This window comes from Lactobacillus ultunensis DSM 16047, from assembly GCF_001436305.1.
In the GTDB taxonomy this organism is placed as follows: Bacteria; Bacillota; Bacilli; order Lactobacillales; family Lactobacillaceae; genus Lactobacillus; species Lactobacillus ultunensis.
On the sequence record NZ_AZFO01000001.1, the window covers coordinates 96,733 to 117,235 of the forward strand.

18 protein-coding genes and 1 pseudogene are annotated in these 20,503 nt (G+C 36.1%); 18 read left to right on the forward strand and 1 reads right to left on the reverse strand.

The genetic code is table 11. The features are described 5' to 3' along the window. The first annotated feature begins 6 nt into the window (after window positions 1-6). The 4 genes from FC57_RS00465 to FC57_RS00480 all read left to right on the forward strand — a co-directional run bounded on the left by FC57_RS00465 (window position 7) and on the right by FC57_RS00480 (window position 5,815). The gene (locus tag FC57_RS00465; protein WP_007126484.1) at window positions 7-2,016 is read left to right on the forward strand and encodes a beta-galactosidase; all 2,010 of its coding nucleotides are present in this window, start codon (window positions 7-9) and stop codon (window positions 2,014-2,016) included. A gap of 162 nt (window positions 2,017-2,178) precedes the next feature. Further along, window positions 2,179-3,342, forward strand: coding sequence for a galactokinase (locus tag FC57_RS00470; protein ID WP_007126483.1), 1,164 nt, complete (start codon window positions 2,179-2,181; stop codon window positions 3,340-3,342). 20 nt (window positions 3,343-3,362) lie between these two features. Beyond that, on the forward strand, window positions 3,363-4,826 hold the full coding sequence (locus FC57_RS00475; protein ID WP_007126482.1) for a UDP-glucose--hexose-1-phosphate uridylyltransferase: 1,464 nt from the start codon (window positions 3,363-3,365) through the stop codon (window positions 4,824-4,826). Between the two features lie 2 nt (window positions 4,827-4,828). After that, window positions 4,829-5,815 (forward strand): aldose epimerase family protein, encoded by a 987-nt coding sequence (locus tag FC57_RS00480; protein WP_007126481.1) that lies wholly within the window; start codon window positions 4,829-4,831, stop codon window positions 5,813-5,815. Window positions 5,816-5,856: 41 nt separating this feature from the next. Here the strand turns inward: FC57_RS00480 and FC57_RS00485 are convergent, their stop codons facing one another. Beyond that, entirely contained in the window at window positions 5,857-6,690 is an 834-nt protein-coding gene (locus FC57_RS00485) for an AraC family transcriptional regulator (RefSeq protein WP_007126480.1), read from the reverse strand. Between the two features lie 259 nt (window positions 6,691-6,949). Here FC57_RS00485 and FC57_RS00490 point away from each other — a divergent pair, with 259 nt between their 5' ends. The 14 genes and pseudogenes from FC57_RS00490 (at window position 6,950) to accB (ending at window position 20,501) form a co-directional block, all read left to right on the forward strand. Continuing rightward, window positions 6,950-8,203, forward strand: a complete 1,254-nt coding sequence (locus FC57_RS00490; RefSeq protein WP_007126479.1) for an extracellular solute-binding protein — start codon at window positions 6,950-6,952, stop codon at window positions 8,201-8,203. Between the two features lie 12 nt (window positions 8,204-8,215). Further along, complete coding sequence (locus FC57_RS00495) at window positions 8,216-9,091, forward strand: carbohydrate ABC transporter permease (RefSeq protein WP_007126478.1); 876 nt, start codon at window positions 8,216-8,218, stop codon at window positions 9,089-9,091. Between the two features lie 14 nt (window positions 9,092-9,105). Continuing rightward, window positions 9,106-9,939 carry a carbohydrate ABC transporter permease gene (locus tag FC57_RS00500; RefSeq protein ID WP_007126477.1) on the forward strand — a complete coding sequence of 278 codons (834 nt, stop codon included), beginning with the start codon at window positions 9,106-9,108 and terminating at the stop codon, window positions 9,937-9,939. Between the two features lie 26 nt (window positions 9,940-9,965). Continuing rightward, window positions 9,966-11,078, forward strand: a pseudogene (locus FC57_RS00505) (ABC transporter ATP-binding protein). Window positions 11,079-11,090: 12 nt separating this feature from the next. Then, window positions 11,091-13,292, forward strand: a complete 2,202-nt coding sequence (locus tag FC57_RS00510; protein WP_007126475.1) for an alpha-galactosidase — start codon at window positions 11,091-11,093, stop codon at window positions 13,290-13,292. Between the two features lie 10 nt (window positions 13,293-13,302). Further along, window positions 13,303-14,745 (forward strand): sucrose phosphorylase, encoded by a 1,443-nt coding sequence (gene gtfA / locus FC57_RS00515; RefSeq protein ID WP_007126474.1) that lies wholly within the window; start codon window positions 13,303-13,305, stop codon window positions 14,743-14,745. Between the two features lie 261 nt (window positions 14,746-15,006). After that, entirely contained in the window at window positions 15,007-15,399 is a 393-nt protein-coding gene (locus FC57_RS00520; RefSeq protein WP_052536209.1) for an ApeI family dehydratase, read from the forward strand. Between the two features lie 72 nt (window positions 15,400-15,471). After that, window positions 15,472-15,909 (forward strand): MarR family winged helix-turn-helix transcriptional regulator, encoded by a 438-nt coding sequence (locus FC57_RS00525; RefSeq protein WP_007126472.1) that lies wholly within the window; start codon window positions 15,472-15,474, stop codon window positions 15,907-15,909. Window positions 15,910-15,925: 16 nt separating this feature from the next. Next, a complete protein-coding gene (locus FC57_RS00530; RefSeq protein WP_007126471.1) occupies window positions 15,926-16,894 on the forward strand; it encodes a beta-ketoacyl-ACP synthase III in 969 nt (322 codons plus the stop codon). A gap of 10 nt (window positions 16,895-16,904) precedes the next feature. Further along, complete coding sequence (locus FC57_RS00535; RefSeq protein WP_040529767.1) at window positions 16,905-17,150, forward strand: acyl carrier protein; 246 nt, start codon at window positions 16,905-16,907, stop codon at window positions 17,148-17,150. Continuing rightward, window positions 17,150-18,094 carry an ACP S-malonyltransferase gene (locus FC57_RS00540; protein ID WP_007126469.1) on the forward strand — a complete coding sequence of 315 codons (945 nt, stop codon included), beginning with the start codon at window positions 17,150-17,152 and terminating at the stop codon, window positions 18,092-18,094. Before FC57_RS00535 ends, FC57_RS00540 begins: the two co-directional genes overlap by 1 nt. After that, window positions 18,078-18,809 (forward strand): 3-oxoacyl-ACP reductase family protein, encoded by a 732-nt coding sequence (locus tag FC57_RS00545; protein ID WP_007126468.1) that lies wholly within the window; start codon window positions 18,078-18,080, stop codon window positions 18,807-18,809. Before FC57_RS00540 ends, FC57_RS00545 begins: the two co-directional genes overlap by 17 nt. Before the next feature lie 9 nt (window positions 18,810-18,818). After that, the gene (gene fabF / locus FC57_RS00550; RefSeq protein ID WP_007126467.1) at window positions 18,819-20,054 is read left to right on the forward strand and encodes a beta-ketoacyl-ACP synthase II; all 1,236 of its coding nucleotides are present in this window, start codon (window positions 18,819-18,821) and stop codon (window positions 20,052-20,054) included. Beyond that, the gene (gene accB, locus FC57_RS00555) at window positions 20,055-20,501 is read left to right on the forward strand and encodes an acetyl-CoA carboxylase biotin carboxyl carrier protein (RefSeq protein ID WP_007126466.1); all 447 of its coding nucleotides are present in this window, start codon (window positions 20,055-20,057) and stop codon (window positions 20,499-20,501) included. It begins immediately after the preceding gene. Window positions 20,502-20,503: the final 2 nt, after the last annotated feature.

A 20,503-nucleotide genomic window follows, 5' to 3' on the forward strand; every position in this document is an offset into this window, starting at 1 on the left:
ATAACAATGAATAAAGGACTAACACGCTTTTTATACGGTGGAGATTATAATCCGGATCAATGGTCTGAAGAAACTTGGTCAAAAGATATTCATGTTTTTAAAGAAGCTGATATTAATTCAGCAACGATCAACGTTTTTTCTTGGGCTTTACTTGAGCCAGAAGAAGGTAAATTTAATTTTGCTAAATTGGACAAGGTAGTTACCGAACTTTCGGAAGCCAACTTTAGTATTGTAATGGGGACATCAACTGCAGTCATGCCTGCCTGGATGTTTAAGAAATATCCGGATGTGGCTCGAGTTGATTACCAAGGCAGACGGCATGTGTTTGGTCAGCGCCATAACTTTTGTCCTAACAGTAAGAATTATCAAAGATTAGCTAGTGAATTGGTAGAAAAACTAGCTGAACGGTATGGCGATAATCCGCATATTGTAGTTTGGCACGTAAATAATGAATATGGTGGCAACTGTTACTGTGAAAATTGTCAAAATGCATTTCGTGTTTGGCTGAAAAACAAATATCACAGTTTGGATAATTTAAATAAAGCTTGGAACATGAATGTTTGGAGTCATACTATCTATGATTGGGATGAAATTGTAGTTCCTAATGAATTAGGGGATGCATGGGGTCCTGAAGGTAGCGAAACAATTGTGGCTGGCTTGTCTATTGATTATCTTCGTTTCCAATCTGAGAGTTTGCAAAATCTCTTTAAGATGGAAAAGAGAATTATCAGAAAGTATGATTTTGATACACCAGTGACAACTAACTTCCATAGTTTGCCAAACAAGATGATTGATTATCAAAAGTGGGCTAAAGATCAAGATATTATTTCTTATGATAGTTATCCAACATATGATGCTCCAGCTTATCAACCAGCATTCTTGTATGACCTAATGAGAAGCTTGAAACATCAACCATTTATGTTAATGGAATCGGCACCTTCGTCAGTTAATTGGCAGCCTTATAGTCCGTTGAAACGTCCAGGCCAAATGGCAGCGACTGAATTACAAGCCGTAGCTCATGGTGCTGATACTGTACAATTCTTCCAATTGAAGCAAGCTGTCGGCGGTTCAGAAAAGTTTCATAGTGCTGTAATTGCTCATTCACAAAGAACAGATACTAGAGTATTTCGTGAATTAACTGATTTAGGCCAAAAGTTGAAGAAAGTAGGTCCAACAATTTTAGGATCTAAGACTCAAGCCGAAGTTGGAATTGTTTTTGATTGGAGTAATTTCTGGTCATATGAATATGTAGATGGTATTAACCAGGATAAAAATTATGTTGATTCGATTTTAGATTATTATCGACAGTTTTATGAGCGAAATATTCCGGTGGATATTATTAGCGTGGATGACGATTTTAAAAAGTATGATTTAATTGTGGCGCCTGTTCTTTATATGATTAAAGTGGGATTAGCAGAGAAAATTAATGAGTATGTCGCAAAAGGTGGTAATTTTGTAACTACCTATATGTCAGGCATGGTGAATTCAACTGATAACATTTATCTAGGTGGATATCCAGGTCCTTTAAAAGAAGTTACGGGGATTTGGGTAGAAGAAAGTGATGCAATTGTACCAGGTCATAAAACGATTGTTTCATTCAATGATCATGATTATGAAGCTAGTTTTATTTGTGATTTGATTCATCCAGGTAGAGCTAAGGTACTGGCTAAATATTCTAATGAATTTTATGCTGGTACAGCCGCGATTACCGAAAATAAATATGGAAAGGGTAAGGCTTGGTATATCGGTACTAAATTACAGCATCAAGGTTTAACACAAATCCTTAATCATATTATTTTGCAAGCGAATGTTGAATCAGTAATTAGAAATGGAGCCGGTTTAGAAATTACTAAGCGAATTACCGAAAATGGTCAATCACTATATTTTGTACTCAATATGAGTAAGAAAAAACAAGAGTTACCTAGTGAGTTAAGAGATTATCAAGATTTATTAACGGGAAAGAAGGCTAGACAAAAAATAGAAAGGTGGGATGTCCAAATACTAATATCTAAATAAGTCTCCCTCATAGATTTATTTAAAGTCAGACGTTATGTCTGGCTTTTTATTTTATATCTCAATAAAATATTTTATTTATTTAAGTAAACTATTTACTAAATAAAACAAAAAGAATATACTAGTAACTGAAAACGATTACAGAACAAATTTGAGGTACAAACAATGAATAAAGAAGAATTACTTACTGAATACGAAAAGACTTTTGGTGAAAAAGGACAAGATGTTTTCTTCTCACCAGGTAGAATTAACGTTATTGGTGAACACACCGACTATAATGGTGGGCATGTTTTCCCAGCCGCAATTAGCTTAGGTGTTTATGGCGTTTATGGTCCAAGAGAAGACAAGAAAGTATGTCTTTTCTCAGGCAACGTTGATGGTGACATCGTCGAATTTGATATTGATGATACAACTGTAGAGAAGGACGATCGTTTCTGGGCTAACTACTTTAAAGGTATGATCACTTACTTACGTGAAAAATATGACAACATTAATCATGGCTTTAACTTGTATATTAAAGCTAACTTACCATCAGGCTCAGGCTTATCATCAAGTGCTGCCATCGAAATGCTAATGGGGATTATCTTAAAAGATGAATTTAACTTAGATGTTGATCGTATTTCATTAGCTAAGATGGGTCAAAGAACAGAAAATGAATTCGTTGGCTTGAACTCAGGTATCATGGATCAATTTGCCTGCATTATGGGTAAAAAAGATAGTGCCATTTTCCTTGATTGCAACACTTTAAAATATGAATATATGCCACTTGCTTTAGGCGAATATGAAATTATTATCATGGCCACTAACAAGCCACATACTTTGGCCGATTCTGCATATAATGACCGTGTTCGCGAATGTCATGATGCAGTTAAGAAATTACAACAAAAGCTTGATATTAAGGCACTAGGTGAGTTAGACAACGATACCTTTGATGAATATTCCTACCTTATCAATGATGAGACAGAATTAAAGCGTGCTCGTCATGCTGTTAGTGAAAACCAAAGAACTTTACGTGCAACTAAGGCGATGAAAGATGGAGATTTGGAGAAGTTGGGTCGTTTAATCGATGCCTCACATGTTTCACTTCATTATGATTATGAAGTAACTGGTAAGGAACTTGATACGTTGGCTGAAGCTTCATGGAAACAACCTGGTGTATTAGGTGCCAGAATGATTGGTGGTGGCTTCGGTGGTAGTGCAATTGCTATTGTTAAGAAGTCAGAAGCAGAAAACTTTAAGAAACATGTTGGCGATATTTACCGTGACAAGATTGGTTACGATGCCAGCTTCTATGATGCAGAAATTGTTGATGGTACTAAGAGAATATAATTTTTATGGAAGGGTAAGTTATGAAGGTTATTGAAAAGTTTGCGGATGAAGTAATTAGTAGTGGTGCTTATAAGCCGCTTGATCGTGTTTATGTAATTAATAAGGTTCGTGGTCTGGTTGGTGATCATGATGAAGAAGAAAATGATCAAGCAGCTGTTAAACAATTAGTAGATATGGCTGTGAAGAATAAAAAAATTCCAGATGATGTAACTTCACGTGAGGTGCTGAATGATCAACTGTATGATTTAGCAACCCCAACTCCATCTAAGACTAATAGTATCTTTTGGCAAAAAATGGAAAAATCTTCTGAAAAAGCAACTGATTGGTTCTATAAGCTTTGTGTAAACAACAATTACGTTAAAAAAGAAGCTATTGCCAGAAACGTTGTCTTTTCAGGAACTAGTTCAAAAGGACATGGCCTTGAAATTACGATTAATTTGTCCAAGCCAGAAAAAGATCCAAAGGCTATTGCAGCAGCGGCTCATGCAACTGGCAAAAAATACCCACAATGTGCTCTTTGCCTTGAAAACGAAGGCTACTTAGGTGGCTATGGTAAAAATGCTCGTTCTAATTTGAGAATTATTCGCATGAATATTGCTGGTCGTCCATGGGGCTTCCAATATTCACCATATGCTTACTTCAATGAACATTGTATTTTCTTGGATCAAAAGCATATTCCGATGGTTATTAACCAGCAGACTTTGATTAACTTAGTTGAAATTGAAAAGACTTTCCCACATTACTTCGTTGGTTCAAATGCTGATTTACCAATTGTTGGTGGCTCAATGTTAGCTCATGAGCACTATCAAGGTGGTCGTCACACCTTCCCAATGATGAAGGCCAAGATTAAGAAATCTGTTATCTTTAATGAATATCCAGATGTTAAGGCTGGGATTGTTGATTGGCCAATGAGTGATTTGCGCCTCATTAGTGATAATTCACTTGATCTAATCGATCTTGGTAGCAAGATTATTAAGTTCTGGGATCAATATTCTGATGTTGATCGTGATATTAAGGCCTTTGATGGAGAAACGCGTCACCACACGGTAACTCCTATTATGCACCGTGAGGGTAAGAGTTTTGTGCTTGATTTGGTATTGCGTGATAACAATACTAGCAAGGATTATCCACTCGGTATTTTCCACCCACACAAGCAGTTATGGCATATTAAGAAGGAAAATATTGGCTTAATTGAAGTTATGGGACGTGCTATTTTACCAGGTCGTCTGAAGAGTGAGCTTGAAGAAGTTAAGAAATACTGGCTTGACGAAGATAATGACATGGCTGACAGTCATAAAGAATGGGCTGACAAAATTAAGTCAGAACAAAACATTACTAAGGACAATGTCGATCAAGTAATGGAACAGGCTTTAGTTGAAGTCTTTGAGCAAGTTTTACAAGATGCCGGTGTGTTTAAGAATAATGCAGACGGCGACAAAGGCTGGAATAAATTTATCTCAGCTTTGATTGAAAATGTAGGCTAATAATGAAAACTTCTTTTATAAAATATGGCAGAAAAGATAATAGAGATCTATGCGAAATCACATTGGTAAATGACCATGGTATGGTCGTCAAAGTTCTGAATTATGGTGCCACTCTTGAAAAAGTACTGCTTAACGGTGAAAATATGATTTTATCATTGAAGTCACCAGCGGATTATTCAAGAGAACGCAACTTCTTAGGCGGTACCGTTGGTAGAATTGCTGGACGCGTGCGTGAAGGACAGTGGAAGCATGGTCAAGAAATCCATCAATTGCCGTTAAATGATGGTGAAAATCATATTCATGGCGGTATTGGGACTGATATGCAAGTCTGGAATTTTAGATCATCTTGTGATGGAAAAACTGCTAAAGTAGATTTAACTTTATTTGATCCAGATGGGCATAATGGTTATCCTGGTAATTTAAAATTACATGCTTGCTATGAGCTTGATAATGAAAATACTTTGCATTATTCTTTAGAAGCTGTTAGTGATAAACTGACTATTTTTAATCCGGTTAACCATACTTATTTCAATTTAGGCGATCGAGCAGAGAATTTGGATTTGCAGATGAATGCAGATTATTATTTGCCTGTTGATGAAACAGGTTTACCTGATCGTGGCATGGAAAAGGTTGAAGGTACGGCCTTTGATTTTAAACAGAAAAAGCGAGTAGGGGATGCATTACATAGTAATGATGCTCAAATCAAACTTCGCAATGGATTGGACCATCCGTTCATTTTAAATGGCAATCTGCCGAATGCAGTGTTGAGTTCAAATAAGCATAAATTGACTGTGACAACAAATGCTCCAGCGTTAGTGCTCTATGCTGGTAATCATTTTGATCATACAGGTATCCCTGATAATATTGGTCAATATGATGGACTAACCTTTGAAGCACAGTGTCCACCAGCTGAAGACAATGACTTAGGTCAAATTACTCTTTTGCCGAATGAAAAGTTTAAGCGGACCGTTGATTGGAAATTTGAATAAATGAAAAGATGATTGCTTTGGTTAGCAATCATCTTTTTGTGTTATTTAGTGTTCATTTGTCGAAAAACTTTAGGACTAAAACCAGAATACTTTTTAAAGGCTTTTGAAAAAGTAAATTCATCAATATATCCAACTGAAGCTGAAATTTCTTGAACGGAATTTTGGCTATTTTTTAAACGATTTTTAGCTTCTTCCATTCGAATTTTAATTAAAAACTGTTGCGGAGAGGTGTTAAATCCACTTTTAAAAAGATTATATAAATAACTACGAGAAACATCGAGTTTATTGCAAAGAGATGCAATCGAACAATTATGATCATCATAATTATCATGTAAATAATTGAGAGCTATTTTTAATTGCTCTGAGTTGGCAAGATGCTTCTTTTTCTTCTTGATAGGATATTCTGTGTCAAGGTAATAAAAAGTTTGATAAATTAAAGATTCTGTCAATAAGTCATTAGTTAAAACATTAGGGTTATGGACGGCTTCAAAGAGCTTATTTAGACTCTTACAAAAATTAGAATTCTGTACCTGTCTTAAGTAATGCTTAGAAGATAAGACGGATCCTGATAACATCGTAGCTATTTTTAAACCAGATAGTCCAATCCAAAAATATGTCCAGGGTTCTTTGCCATCAGCTTGATAAAAACAGGGTACGCCCTTAGGAAGTATAAATATATCTCCTGCTTTTAACTGAACAGCTTCATGATTTGCGGAAGAAAAAACGCCTTTACCTTTGAGAATATAGTGAATAACATAATTTTTTCTAACATTATTTCCTGTGAAGTAGTAATTTGGTAAACAACTTTCTTTACCAAAAAAGAGCACATTACTTTCTAAGCTAATATCATTTAGAGTTTTATATTCACCATTCATTCTTGTTCTCCCGTGAAAAAAATATCATGTTTTACATGTCACCATGTATTTTATCACTCTTAAGGATTAGCGACAATAAGGCACTTTTATTATCCTACATGTCAAAATGAATATTAAGCAAAATGATAAGAATGTTAATAAAAATACTATGGTTTGCTGTTCTTAAATAGTCAATAATAATTAATGTAAACAATGAAAGCGCTTAAAGAGGGCTTAGGAGAAAAATTTAACAATTATTGGTTATTGAGGAGTGATTTATATGAAAGGTTGGCTGAAAAAGGCCGCTCTTATCGGAGCTGCTATTGTAGCAGCTGTAAGTCTTTCAGCTTGTGGAAAGCAAGATAGTAATTCTGGTAAAAAAGTTACTATTGAGTATTTCAACCAAAAGAAAGAAATGTCGAGTACTTTGAAATCAATTATTAAAGATTTTGAGAAAAAGAATCCCGACATTCATGTAAAAGAAGTAGATGTACCAAATGCTGGTACGGTACTAAAAACTAGAATTTTATCTGGTGATGTTCCTGATGTTATTAATATTTACCCACAAAATATTGATTTCCAAGAGTGGGCTAAAGCTGGTTATTTTGAAGATATGACTCATGCACCATATATTAAAAACATTAAGAATAATTATGCGGATTCATTCAAAGTTAACGGCAAAATCTATAATGCACCACTTAGTGCAAATGTCTATGGCTTCTTCTATAACGCTACTGAATTTAAGAAGTTAGGTATTAAGCCACCAAAAACTTGGGATCAATTTAAGCAAGCAGTTAAGAAGATTAAGGCAAGTGGTAAGGCACCGTTCGCAGTAGCAGGAACTGAACCATGGACTTTGAATGGTTATCATCAATTATCTCTTGCAACTGTTACTGGCGGTGCAAAACAAGCTAACAAGTTGCTCAGATTCTCAGCTCCAAATGGAATTAAGGTTAATAATCCGTATATTCAAAAAGATTTTACGCGTTTGAATTTATTGCGTGAAAATGCTCAAAACAATTGGCGTGGTGCTAGTTACAATGACGCAGTTGTTTCATTTGCAAATGGTCAAAGTCTAATTATGCCAAATGGTTCTTGGGCTTTACCAATGATTAATCAACAAAAACCTAAATTTGAAGTTAGAACTTTTGCTTTTCCAGCTGCTAAAGCAGGTCATGAAATGACAGTTGGTTCAGGTGACTTAGCTTTATCAATTTCTTCAAAGAGTAAGCATAAGAAAGCCGCTGAAAAATTTGTTGCTTATATGACAACACCTGCTGCTATGCAGAAATATTATGACGTTGATGGAAGTCCTGTTGCGGTTAAAGGGGTTAAACAAAAGGGACTTGATTCTCAATTAGGCGGCTTATCAAGTTTAGCATTTACGAAACACGACATGGTCTGGCTTGCTCAAGACTGGACTAGTGAAAATGATTTCTTTAATTTGACTGCAAGTTACTTAATGACAGGTAATAAGCAACAAATGGTTAATGATATGAATACGTTCTTTAACCCAATGAAGGCTTCTAATTAGGGGGATGCAAAAATGAAATCGAAAAATTTTATTGAAAAATATTGGGGTTGGCTATTTTTAATCGTCCCGATTATTCTGCAACTCATCTTCTTCTACTTTCCATTAGTTCAAGGTGCGTTCTACAGCTTTACTAATTGGACTGGTTTAACTTACAATTACAAATTTGTTGGCTTGAATAACTACAAATTGTTATTCATGGATCAGAATTTTGCCAAGTCAATTGGTTTTACTTTAATATTAACGATCTGCTTAATTGTTGGTGAAATTGTTATTGGTATTCTGGTAGCTCGTGCTTTAAATTCTAAAATTAAAGGCCAAACCTTTTTTAGAGCATGGTTCTTCTTCCCAGCAGTTTTGTCAGGTTTGACAGTTGCTTTGATTTTTAAACAAGTTTTCAACTATGGTTTGCCAGCAATTGGTAATGCACTTCATATTTCATGGTTGCAAACAAGTTTGTTAGGTACTGATACTGGAGCAATAATTGCTACAATTTTCGTCCTCCTCTGGCAAGGCGTAGCTATGCCAATCATTATTTTCTTAGCTGGTTTACAAAGTATTCCAGATGAAATTAAAGAAGCTGCAGAAGTTGATGGTGCTAATAGTCGTCAAATCTTTTGGAAAATTGAACTTCCTTATATGTTGCCAAGTATTTCAATGGTCTTTATCTTAGCTCTTAAATCAGGTTTAACTGCTTTCGACCAAATCTTTGCAATGACGGCTGGTGGACCAAACAACTCAACTACTTCATTAGGTTTATTGGTTTACAACTATGCCTTTAACAATAACTCATTTGGTTATGCTAACGCGATTGCGATTGTATTATTCCTTTTGATTGCAATTGTTTCATTTATCCAAATCAAAATTTCTAATAAGTATGCCGTTGAATAAGAGGAGTATACAAAATGGAAAAAGAAAACAAATCAAAGAAATTTTGGGATTATGCTTTACTGATTGTCGGTGGAATCTTAATTTTAATCCCATTACTTTACACATTTTTAAGTTCATTTAAGACAACTAAACAAATCATGGAACATTTCTTTGCATGGCCTAATCCTTGGACCACTGCAAACTTCCAAAGATTGTTTGCCGATGGAGTAATGAGTTATTTCGGTAATTCAATTATCATTACAGTTTTATCTATTGTTTTGGTAATGATTTTTGTACCAATGGCCGCATATTCCATTGCAAGAAATATGTCCAAAAAGACAGCATATAACTGGATGTACATCTTATTAATCATCGGTATCTTTGTTCCTTTCCAAGTAATTATGATTCCAATCACAGTAATGATGAGTAAACTTGGTTTGGCTAACATGTGGGGACTAATCATCTTGTATTTAACTTACGCTGTACCTCAAACATTATTCCTTTATGTCAGCTATATTAAACAAAGTGTTCCTGAAAGTTTGGATGAAGCTGCCGAAATTGATGGTGCTAACAAGATTACTGCTTACTTTAAAATCATCTTCCCATTGTTAAAACCAATGCACGCAACTACATTAATTATTAATGCTATGTGGTTCTGGAACGACTTTATGCTTCCATTGTTGATTTTAAACAGAGATTCAAAGATGTGGACTTTGCCATTGTTCCAATACAACTACACTGGTCAATACTTCAATGACTATGGTCCAAGTTTCGCATCATACGTAGTTGGAATTATCACAATTACAATTGTGTACTTGATCTTCCAAAAGAATATTATTGCCGGTATGAGTAACGGTGCTGTTAAGTAATTGAGAAAAATGAGGTAGAGAAGAAAATGGTTAAAGTAGATTTAGATCACGTTTATAAGAAATATGAAGGTAACGATAATTATTCGGTAACTGACTTTAATTTGCATATCAAAGATGAAGAATTTATCGTCTTTGTTGGTCCATCTGGTTGTGGTAAGTCAACTACTTTAAGAATGATCGCTGGTTTGGAAGATATTTCCAAAGGTACATTGAAGATTGGTGGAAAAGTCATGAATGACGTTGCACCTAAAAATCGTGATATTGCGATGGTCTTCCAAAACTATGCTTTATATCCTCACATGACTGTTTATGACAACATGGCCTTCGGGTTAAAGTTGAGAAAGGTTCCTAAAGAAGAAATTGATAAAAAGGTACAAAAAGCTGCTAAAATTTTAGGCCTTTCTCAGTATTTGAAACGTAAACCTGCAGCTTTATCAGGTGGTCAACGTCAGCGTGTTGCCTTAGGACGTGCAATTGTCCGTGACGCTCCTATCTTCCTAATGGATGAGCCTTTATCAAACTTGGACGCTAAATTACGTGTTACAATGCGTGCGGAAATTGCTAAATTACATCAACAATTAAAGACAACTACTATTTATGTTACTCACGATCAAACTGAAGCTATGACTTTGGCCGATAGAATTGTCATTATTAAAGATGGTATTCAACAACAAGTTGGTACGCCAATGGAAGTTTATAACAAGCCTGCAAATGTCTTTGTAGCTGGCTTTATTGGATCACCTGCGATGAACTTCTTCCATGTTATCTTGAAGGATGGAAAGATTATCGACAAGGAAAATCATGACTTTGAAATTCCAGTTCCAGAAGGTAAATTAAAAGTTTTGAAAGATAAAGGATACGATGGTAAAGAATTAATTTTTGGTATTCGTCCAGAAGACGTTCACACAGAGGAAGTATTCTTGGAAAGCTTCCCAGAGTAAGTTGTTGAAGCTAAAGTTATTGTTTCTGAACTTTTAGGTGCTGAGACACAACTTTATTGCAAGGTTGGCAATACTGAATTAGTTTCAAAGGTAGACGCTCGTGACTTTACTAAGCCTGGTGCCAAAGTAAGAATGGGCTTTGAAATGAATAAATCTCACTTCTTTGATCCTGAAACACAAAAGGCAGTTGAAAATTAAGGAATTTGTTAAATGAAACAAGAATTAATCACTTTTGATGAAAAAAACAAAGTTTTTCATCTACACAATGATCAAATTTCATACCTTCTTTCAGTAGAAGATGGTGGTACGCTTTGCCATTTGTATTTTGGCAAAAAAGTGAATAATTACCATAATCAATTACGCTATCCACGTCTTGATCGCGGCTTCTCTGGTAATTTGCCAGGATCACTTGATAGAACATTTTCAAGAGATTCTTTGCCTAAAGAATATAGTACGGCTGGTGAAATGGATTATCACACTCCAGCTGCTGTAGTACGGCAAGCTGATGGCTCTAATGCTTTGTTTTTAACTTACAAGAATTACCGGATTGAAGATGGTAAGCCAGATTTAAAGGGATTGCCTCATTCGTGGGTAAAAGATAAAAGTGAAGCTCAGACTCTAATTGTTACTCTTGAAGATAAGAAAACTGAGTTGAACTTTGATTTGCTCTACACTATTTATCGTGATCGTCCAGTTATTGTTCGCTCAGTAAAAGTGAAGAATGCAGGTAAGGAAACGGTTAATCTTGAAAAAGTTGCTTCTATGCAAATCGACTTTGTAGATCGTAATTTTGAATCAATTACTTTGCCTGGTGCACATGCGCATGAACGAAGAGTGGATCGTAGTAAGATTCATCAAGGTATCCATGTCTTTTCAAGTCATCGTGGTACTTCAAGTCATCAAATGAATCCATTCTTGGCTCTAGTTGATCCTGATACGGATGAATTCCAAGGGGACGCATATGGTTTTGCCTTTGTATATTCTGGTAACCATAAGTTTGAAGTCGAAAAAGATCAATTTGCGCAAACTCATGTAAACGTTGGAATTAATGACTTTAACTTTAATTGGCAGTTGAATGCAGGGGATGCATTTCAAACTCCTGAAGTCTTAATGGTTTACTCAGATCAAGGTTTAAATAAAATGAGTCAAGCCTTTCATAGCTTGATTCATGATCGAATTATTCGTAGCAAGTATAAGAATGAAATTCGTCCAATTGTAGTGAACAACTGGGAAGCAACTTACTTTGATTTCAATGAAGATAAATTAAAGACCATTGTTGATGATGCCAAGAAATTAGGCATTGAGATGTTCGTTCTTGATGATGGTTGGTTCGGTCACCGTGATGATGACAATTCTTCATTAGGTGACTGGAAAGTATTTGCAAAAAAGTTCCCTAGAGGATTAGATCATTTTGTTGATTATGTTCATGAGCAAGGCTTGAAATTTGGTTTGTGGTTTGAACCTGAAATGATTTCATATGATTCTGATCTTTACAAGAATCATCCTGATTATTTGATGCATGTTCCTGGTAGAAATCCTAGTCCATCAAGAAATCAGTATTTACTTGATTTAGGTCGTAAAGAAGTACGTGATAATATTTTTAATCAGATGGAAAAAATTTTAGGATCGGGCAAGATTGATTACATCAAATGGGATATGAATCGTCACTTGTCTGATATCTATGAAGCAGATTTACCAGCAAATCGACAAGGAGAAGTTTACCATCGTTATGTTCTAGGTCTTTATGACTTACTGGAAAGAATTGTTGATGCTCATCCAGACCTCTTAATTGAAGGCTGTTCTGGTGGCGGTGGTCGTTTTGATGCCGGTATGGCTTACTATGATCCACAAATTTGGGCTAGTGATGATAGTGACGCCATTGATCGTTTAACCATTCAATATGGTACGAGTTTGGTTTATCCGCAATCAATGATGACTTCACACGTATCAGTTAGTCCTAATGAACAAAACGGTCGAATTACTCCATTCAATACTCGTGGCATAGTAGCAATGTGGGGCGATCTTGGTTATGAACTTGACTTAACTAAGTTAAGCCAGGAAGACCGTGAAGCGGTGGCTAAGCAGGTTGCTGAATACAAAAAGATTAGAAAAGTGACCCAGTTTGGCAAGTTCTATCGTTTGAAGTCGTCTCAAACTAGCAATCAGTGTGCGTGGGAAACCGTTTCAGCCGATCAAAATGAAGTCGTATTAAGCACAGTTAAAGTAATGGCTTCAGCTCAACCATATTTAACTAAGACGAAATTAGTTGGTCTTGATCCAAATAAACAATACGAGGATCAAGCTACTCACGAAGTTTATGGTGGCGATGAACTGATGAATATGGGCTTATATGATCCCGCTGAACATGGTGACTTTAAAGCCTATATGTACCACTTTAAAGCAATAAACTAGAGGTGTTTTGATGCCAATTAAAAATAAAGTAATGTTGATTACCTATCCTGATAGTTTAGGTAAAAACATGCAAGAATTAAGCGAAGTATTAGAAAACGATTTAAAAGGTGCGGTTGGTGGCATTCATCTGTTGCCATTCTTTCCTTCAACAGGTGACCGTGGCTTTGCGCCAACCGATTACACGACAGTCGATCCTAAATTTGGTAATTGGTCAGATGTCGAAAAATTGGGTGAGAAATATTACCTGATGTTTGATTTCATGATCAATCATATTTCGAGACATTCTAAGTATTACGAAGATTTTCAAAAGAATAAAGACAAAAGTCCATATGCAGATATGTTCTTAAGTTGGGATAAGTTTTGGCCAAAAGGTCGTCCAACTAAAGAAGATGTGGACCTAATCTATAAGCGTAAGGATCGTGCTCCATATCAAGAAATTACTTTTGCAGATGGTACCAAGGAGAAACTTTGGAATACTTTTGGTCCTGAGCAAATCGATTTAGATGTGCGCAAAAAGGTTACGCAAAAGTTTATTAAGGACACGTTGGTTAGCCTAATTAAGCACGGAGCAGATATCATTCGTTTGGATGCTTTTGCTTATGCTGTGAAAAAACTAGATACTAATGACTTCTTTGTAGAACCAGAAATCTGGGATTTGCTTAAGCAGGTACAAGATGATATTGCTGATGAAGGAGCAACGATTTTGCCAGAAATCCATGAGCATTACTCTATGCCATTCAAGATTTCAAAACATGGCTACTTTATCTACGACTTTGCTCTACCAATGGTTACTCTGTATTCGCTTTATTCAGGTAAATCCAATCGTTTGGCAGCTTGGCTAAAGAAATGTCCAATGAAGCAATTCACTACCTTGGATACTCATGATGGTATTGGCGTAGTTGATGCGCGTGATATTCTTTCTCCAGAAGAGATCGATTACACCAGCCAAGAACTTTACAAAGTTGGTGCTAATGTTAAGAAGAAGTATTCAAGTGCTGAATATCATAATTTGGATATTTATCAAATTAATACTACTTTTTATTCAGCTTTGGGTGATGACGATAAAAGATACTTCATGGCAAGATTATTGCAGGTCTTTGCTCCTGGGATTCCGCAGGTCTACTATGTTGGAATGTTAGCTGGCAAGAATGATATTAAGCTCCTTGAAAAAACTAAAGAGGGGAGAAATATTAACCGTCATTATTACAGCAAAGCAGAAGTTGAACAAGAAATTCAACGACCTGTTGTCGCTTCTTTGTTAAAACTCTTTACTTTCAGAAACAATGAACCTGCATTTGACTTAAATGGTTCTATTGATATCTCTACCCCCAATGAAAATGAAATCCATATTGTTCGAATCAATAAAGAACAAAATCATAAAGCAGAATTAACTGCTAACTTAAAAGATTTAACTTACCGAGTTTTGGTTAACGGTAAGCAAATTAACTTTTAAAACTATTCCTCAATATTATTTCCTCAAAAGATCATAATCTATAACCTTATTGAAAGACAATGCGTTGTGCATTGTCTTTTTGTTTTATGTTCAAGAAATTTATTTTTTTGAAAAAGTTTGATTTTAAGATAGGTTTAACGCTTTTAGCAATTCTATACAAACTATAAATTTGTTGACAATTAAAATTAAGATAATACAATTAGAAATACAAATAGTTTGAATATCAAATTATTTGTAAATCAAAATAAGGCGGTGGATCAGGTGACAATAAATGCTGCTGAAATTAAGCAGTTAACGGGTAATCAATCTCCACTAAGCTTACTTGATCAAGTTTTAGAGATTGATCCAGGTAAATCATTAGTTGGTTTGAAAAATGTCAGTGCCAATGAAAGTTACTTTGCTGGACATTTTCCAGGAAACCCAGTAATGCCAGGTGTCTTGATTATTCAAACTGGTATTGAAGCAGTTCAGGTTCTTAATGGAGCTAAGTGGCATGGAAAGCTTAGTGAAATTAAGAAGGCACGCTTTCGTAAAATGGTTAAGCCTGGTGATCAATTGGAGATCAAAATTAGTAAAAAAGATAGTGAAATTTATGAAGCAAAAGCTATGTTAAATGACGATGTAGCTTGCAGTGTGGAGTTGCTTTTTTCTTAGTTTAAAAATTACATTTAGCCTATAATTTAGTTTGGAAAAATATTCGAATATCAAACTAAAAGGAAAAAGGCAATGAAAGACTTATATCAAGAAATAAATGATGCATTATACAACACTTACTATGGAATCAACCGAATTGAAGAAGAAGAGCTTAAAAAGAGTCGTTTCAAAGATTTGACTCCTAAAGAGTTACATGCAATTGATGCAATTGGTATGCATAAGAGTCCAACTGCTTCTCAAGTTGCAACTAAACTTCATTTAACTCGGGCTACAATTACCTCAACTGTTGATCGATTAGTAAAAAAAGGTTATGCATTACGAATTCGTGATCAGAAAGATCGTCGAGTAGTTCGTTTAGAATTAACACATAAGGGACGCTTGCTATGTCGTGCCTACCATGCTTATCACAATATGATGGTTAAAAGTTTCCTTCAAAATCTTGACGAAGATGAATTAAAGACGATCTATCAAGCTTTTACGAATTTAGAGAAATTTGTAAATTCACATTAGATTGGATTGAAAAACTGTGAAAGATGTTGAGATTGTCGGTGCGAGTTTTGCTGTACCAGATAGAGTGATCAGCAATGATCAAATAAGTCAATTTATGGATACCAGTGATGAATGGATTAGTAAAAGAACAGGTATCAAGCAGCGCTACGTTAGCAGTGAGGAGAATACTTCTGCTTTAGCTAGTCGAGTAGCTCAGCTATTGTTGACTAAGACTAATTTATCAGCTGAAAAAATTGATTTAATCATTGTTGCAACAATGTCACCAGACAGTATGACGCCAAGTACGGCAGCCATTGTTCAAGGCAAGATTGCTGCTAAGAATGCAGTTGCTTTTGATATCTCAGCAGCTTGTTCCGGCTTTTCTTATGCATTATCGATTGCTCGATCTTTGATGTTGGTTAATCATTATCAGCATGCGATTGTTATTGGTGCAGAAGTCCTTTCTAAATTACTTGATTGGCATGATCGTTCAACCGCAGTTTTATTTGGCGATGGTGCTGGTGGAGTATTGCTTAGTCTAACTGATCAAAAACATTTTTTAGGTATTGCATTAGATACCTTTGGCGATTTAGGGAATAAATTGACTGCTGGAGAAACCAAACCTAGAGTTGACTTCTTAAATAATCAACGTCGGATGACTGCCTTTAAAATGGATGGCCGTGAGGTCTATCGTTTTGCTACGCATCAAGTACCGAAATCAATTCTTTCCGCTCTAGAGATGGCTCAACTCGATCTTGATGATATCGACTATTTTTTACTTCATCAGGCTAATGAACGAATTATTGCTCAAGTAGCTCGTAAATTAAAACAGCCATTAGAAAAATTCCCATTAAATATTGCTAAATATGGAAACACCGCTGCAGCTAGCGAAGCAATTTTGCTTGCTGAATGTTTACAAAATAAAGTTATTAAAAAAGGCAACATTATTGCCTTAAGTGGTTTTGGTGGTGGCTTAACTACTGCCACGATTATTTTTAAATATTAGGAGTATGAAAATGACTAAAGAAGAAATTTTAAAGGACGTTCAAGATATTGCACAAGATGAATTAGATGTTGAACCAGACAAGATTACCATGGATACCAACATCAAGGAAGATTTAGATGCTGATAGCTTAGATTTATTTGAAATTATGAACGAATTAGAAGACAAGTACGACATCGAATTAGATACTGATGACAGTATTCAAACCGTTGGTCAATTAGTTGATTTTGTTAAAAAGCAAATGGATGCACAAAAATAATGAAATTTGCACTTCTTTTTAGTGGCCAAGGTGCTCAAAAGTCTGGAATGGGTTTGGATTTTTTAGCAGATCCCTTGTTTAAAGAAACTATTGAAACAGCTAGTCAAGCTAGTGGCAAAGATTTAATTGCTATTTTCAAAAATGAAAACGGTGAATTAAATAAGACGGTGAACGTTCAACCAGCTTTAGTTGCTTATGAAGCAGGTATTTACCGCATGTTGATGCGGGATTTGCCCAATTTACCAGTAGCTGAGATGGTTGGTCTGTCCTTAGGCGAATATGGTGCCATGTTTGCTAGTGGCGCACTTGATCTAGAAAGTACTATTAAATTGGTTAGCGATCGTGCCCGCTACATGCAAGCTGATGCTGATAAGGTTGAAAATGGCATGGCAGCATTGATGCGTCCTGATTTGACTAAGGTCGAGGCAACAATTGATCATCTGCAAGAACAAGGTAAACGCGTCTATATTGCTAACTATAATTCACCTAAACAATTGGTGATTGCAGGAGTTAAGCAGGATGTGGATCAAGCTGCTCAGCAATTAAGGGAAGACAAGGCTTGTCTGAAGGCCATCAGTTTGAAAGTAAATGGCGCTTTTCACACACCACTATTTAATGGTGCCCGGGCTAAAATGCATGATCGCTTGCAGAAGGTTGTTTTCAAGCAGAACAAAGTACCAGTAATTTCTAATACGACTGCTCAACCTTTTACTAATGATTGGGCAAGTATTATGGAAAAACAATTGGCAGTACCAACTCATTTTGGAGAATGTCTGCAATATTTGCTGGATCATGAACAAGTTGATACGACTTTAGAAATTGGTCCAGGTCATACTCTTTCTAGTTTTGCTAAACAAGTAGACCGTAAGCTAACCCGTTATCAGATTGATGATTTAGCTAAGTACCAACAATTTATTGAGGCGGAAAATGGATTTAAAAAATAAGGTAGTTTTAGTTACTGGATCAACCCATGGAATTGGCGCTGCAATGGCAGTAGCTTTTGCCCAGGCAGGTGCTAAGCTTCTGTTAAATGGAAGAAGTGAATCATTGTCAGATGAATTAGTTGAGCAGTTGAACCAAGAGAAGGCTGACTATCACTATTTAAAAGCAGATTTAATGAAGACGGATTTGAAAAAATTTGCCGAGGATGCATGGGATAGTTATGGTCAGATTGATGTACTAGTTAACAACGCTGGAATCAATCGAGACAAACTCTTTATCGGTATGAAAGAGGCCGATTTTGATAGTGTAATCAATCTTGATTTGAAAGTGCCATTTTTCTTGAGCAAATGGATTATCAAGAAGATGAATAAACAACGCAGTGGCGTGATTATCAATATGTCTAGTATTGTGGGGATGCATGGCAATAGTGGTCAAGCTAATTACGCGGCTGCTAAAGCTGGATTGATTGGTTTAACCAAAACTCTAGCTAGAGAAGGTGCAATGAGGTCCATTCGGGTTAATGCGATTGCACCAGGAATGATTGATACTGAAATGACGCAGAAACTCTCAGATAGAGTCAAAGAGAATATTTTAGAGCAGATACCTCTCGGTCGTTTAGGCAAAGCGAGCGAAGTAGCCCAAACTGCTATTTTTTTGGCTCAAAATGACTATTTAACAGGTCAAACTGTAGTAGTCGATGGCGGAATGACAATTTAGGAGAAATCAATGCAAAGAGTTGTAATCACTGGAATGGGAGCAATTGCTCCTAATGGTAATGGCTTAAAGAACTTTGTTGATCACAGTTTAGCTGGTCAAGTTGGAATTAAGCCAATTTCTAAATTTGATGCAGAAAAGACAGGTATTACAGTAGCTGGTGAAGTTGATGACTTTGACCCAGTTGACTATGTGGGTAAAAAAGAAGCTCGTCGCATGGATCTGTATTCACAATATGCTGTGCAAACAGCTGGTGAAGCAATGGAAATGGCGGGCATTGATGAACAAAATACTCATCCAGAAGATTTAGGCGTAATTTTTGGTTCAGGTATTGGCGGTTTAACTACCATTCAAGAACAAGTTATCAAAATGCATGATAAGGGACCACGGCGCGTATCTCCTTTCTTTATTCCAATGGCCATTGCTAATATGGCAGCAGGGAATGTTTCAATCCGCTTTAATGCCAAGAATATTTCAACTTCCATTGTTACCGCCTGTGCTTCTGGTACTAATTCTATTGGTGAAGCTTATCGTCAAATTCAAGCAGGTCGTGCTCAAGTAATGATTGCTGGTGGTGCAGAAGCAACTGTTAACGAAACAGCGATTTCTGGTTTTGCTGCCTTGACTGCTTTATCGACCAATACTGATCCGGAGCGTGCTTCTTTACCTTTTGATAAAGATAGAAATGGTTTTGTTTTAGGCGAAGGTGCCGGTGCGATGGTTTTAGAAAGCTTAGATCATGCACAGGAACGCGGAGCTAAGATTTTAGGCGAAATTGTTGGTTATGGCACTACTAGTGATGCCTACCATATTACATCCCCAGATCCTAGTGGTGCAGAAGCAGCCAGAGCAATGAAGATGGCTATTGATGAGGCAAACATTAAGCCAAATCAAGTTGGCTATATCAATGCTCATGGTACAGCTACTCATGCAAATGATTCAGGTGAAAGCAAAGCTATCAACATGGTTTTTGGCAAGGATAGTTCAGTTTTAGTTAGTTCTTCTAAGGGAATGACCGGCCACCTGCTTGGTGCTGCAGGTGCTATTGAAGCAGTTTTAACTGTAGCCAGTTTAAGAAGAGGTAAGTTGCCTGTTAATGTTGGTTGTTTCAACCAAGATCCAGCTTGTCAAGTAAACTTAGTAAATACTAACAATCAAAATACTGCTGTAGATTATGCCATTTCCAATTCCTTTGGTTTTGGTGGGCATAATGCGGTTTTAGCATTTAAGAAATGGAATGAGGAATAAATGGATTTAGATAAGATTCAAGTATTAATGGATCGTTTTGAAGATTCAGATATTCGCGAACTTAAGATAGATGAAGGCAACTTTCACCTTTATTTGAGCAAGAATAAAGCAGATCAAAAGTCGCCTGTTAAAGTAAATACAACTAAAGAACAAACAGTGACTAAAGAAGAGTCTGCTCCAAAACAAGCACCCATTAAAGAAAAGCCTGAAGGGAAACCAGTTAAGGCACCAATTGTCGGCATTGTTTATTTACAATCTAAGCCTGGCGAACCTGCTTTTGTAAATGTAGGTGATCACGTTAAAAAAGGCGACACAATTGCGATTATCGAAGCCATGAAAATGATGACTGAAATCAAAAGCGATATCACTGGCACCGTAAGTGCAATTAACGTTGAAAATGAAGACTTAGTTGAAGTGGGTCAACCATTGATTACAGTTAAGGAATAATC

Bases quoted from the DNA above. Each gene is read 5' to 3' on its own strand.
- FC57_RS00480 (WP_007126481.1), top strand. From the start codon at position 4,829: ATGAAAACTTCTTTTATAAAATATGGCAGAAAAGATAATAGAGATCTA.
- FC57_RS00535 (WP_040529767.1), top strand. From the start codon at position 16,905: ATGACTAAAGAAGAAATTTTAAAGGACGTTCAAGATATTGCACAAGAT.
- FC57_RS00545 (WP_007126468.1), top strand. From the start codon at position 18,078: ATGGATTTAAAAAATAAGGTAGTTTTAGTTACTGGATCAACCCATGGA.
- gtfA (WP_007126474.1), top strand. From the start codon at position 13,303: ATGCCAATTAAAAATAAAGTAATGTTGATTACCTATCCTGATAGTTTA.
- fabF (WP_007126467.1), top strand. From the start codon at position 18,819: ATGCAAAGAGTTGTAATCACTGGAATGGGAGCAATTGCTCCTAATGGT.
- FC57_RS00510 (WP_007126475.1), top strand. From the start codon at position 11,091: ATGAAACAAGAATTAATCACTTTTGATGAAAAAAACAAAGTTTTTCAT.
- FC57_RS00500 (WP_007126477.1), top strand. From the start codon at position 9,106: ATGGAAAAAGAAAACAAATCAAAGAAATTTTGGGATTATGCTTTACTG.
- FC57_RS00495 (WP_007126478.1), top strand. From the start codon at position 8,216: ATGAAATCGAAAAATTTTATTGAAAAATATTGGGGTTGGCTATTTTTA.
- accB (WP_007126466.1), top strand. From the start codon at position 20,055: ATGGATTTAGATAAGATTCAAGTATTAATGGATCGTTTTGAAGATTCA.
- FC57_RS00485 (WP_007126480.1), bottom strand. From the start codon at position 6,690: ATGAATGGTGAATATAAAACTCTAAATGATATTAGCTTAGAAAGTAAT.
- FC57_RS00525 (WP_007126472.1), top strand. From the start codon at position 15,472: ATGAAAGACTTATATCAAGAAATAAATGATGCATTATACAACACTTAC.
- FC57_RS00475 (WP_007126482.1), top strand. From the start codon at position 3,363: ATGAAGGTTATTGAAAAGTTTGCGGATGAAGTAATTAGTAGTGGTGCT.
- FC57_RS00465 (WP_007126484.1), top strand. From the start codon at position 7: ATGAATAAAGGACTAACACGCTTTTTATACGGTGGAGATTATAATCCG.
- FC57_RS00490 (WP_007126479.1), top strand. From the start codon at position 6,950: ATGAAAGGTTGGCTGAAAAAGGCCGCTCTTATCGGAGCTGCTATTGTA.
- FC57_RS00540 (WP_007126469.1), top strand. From the start codon at position 17,150: ATGAAATTTGCACTTCTTTTTAGTGGCCAAGGTGCTCAAAAGTCTGGA.
- FC57_RS00470 (WP_007126483.1), top strand. From the start codon at position 2,179: ATGAATAAAGAAGAATTACTTACTGAATACGAAAAGACTTTTGGTGAA.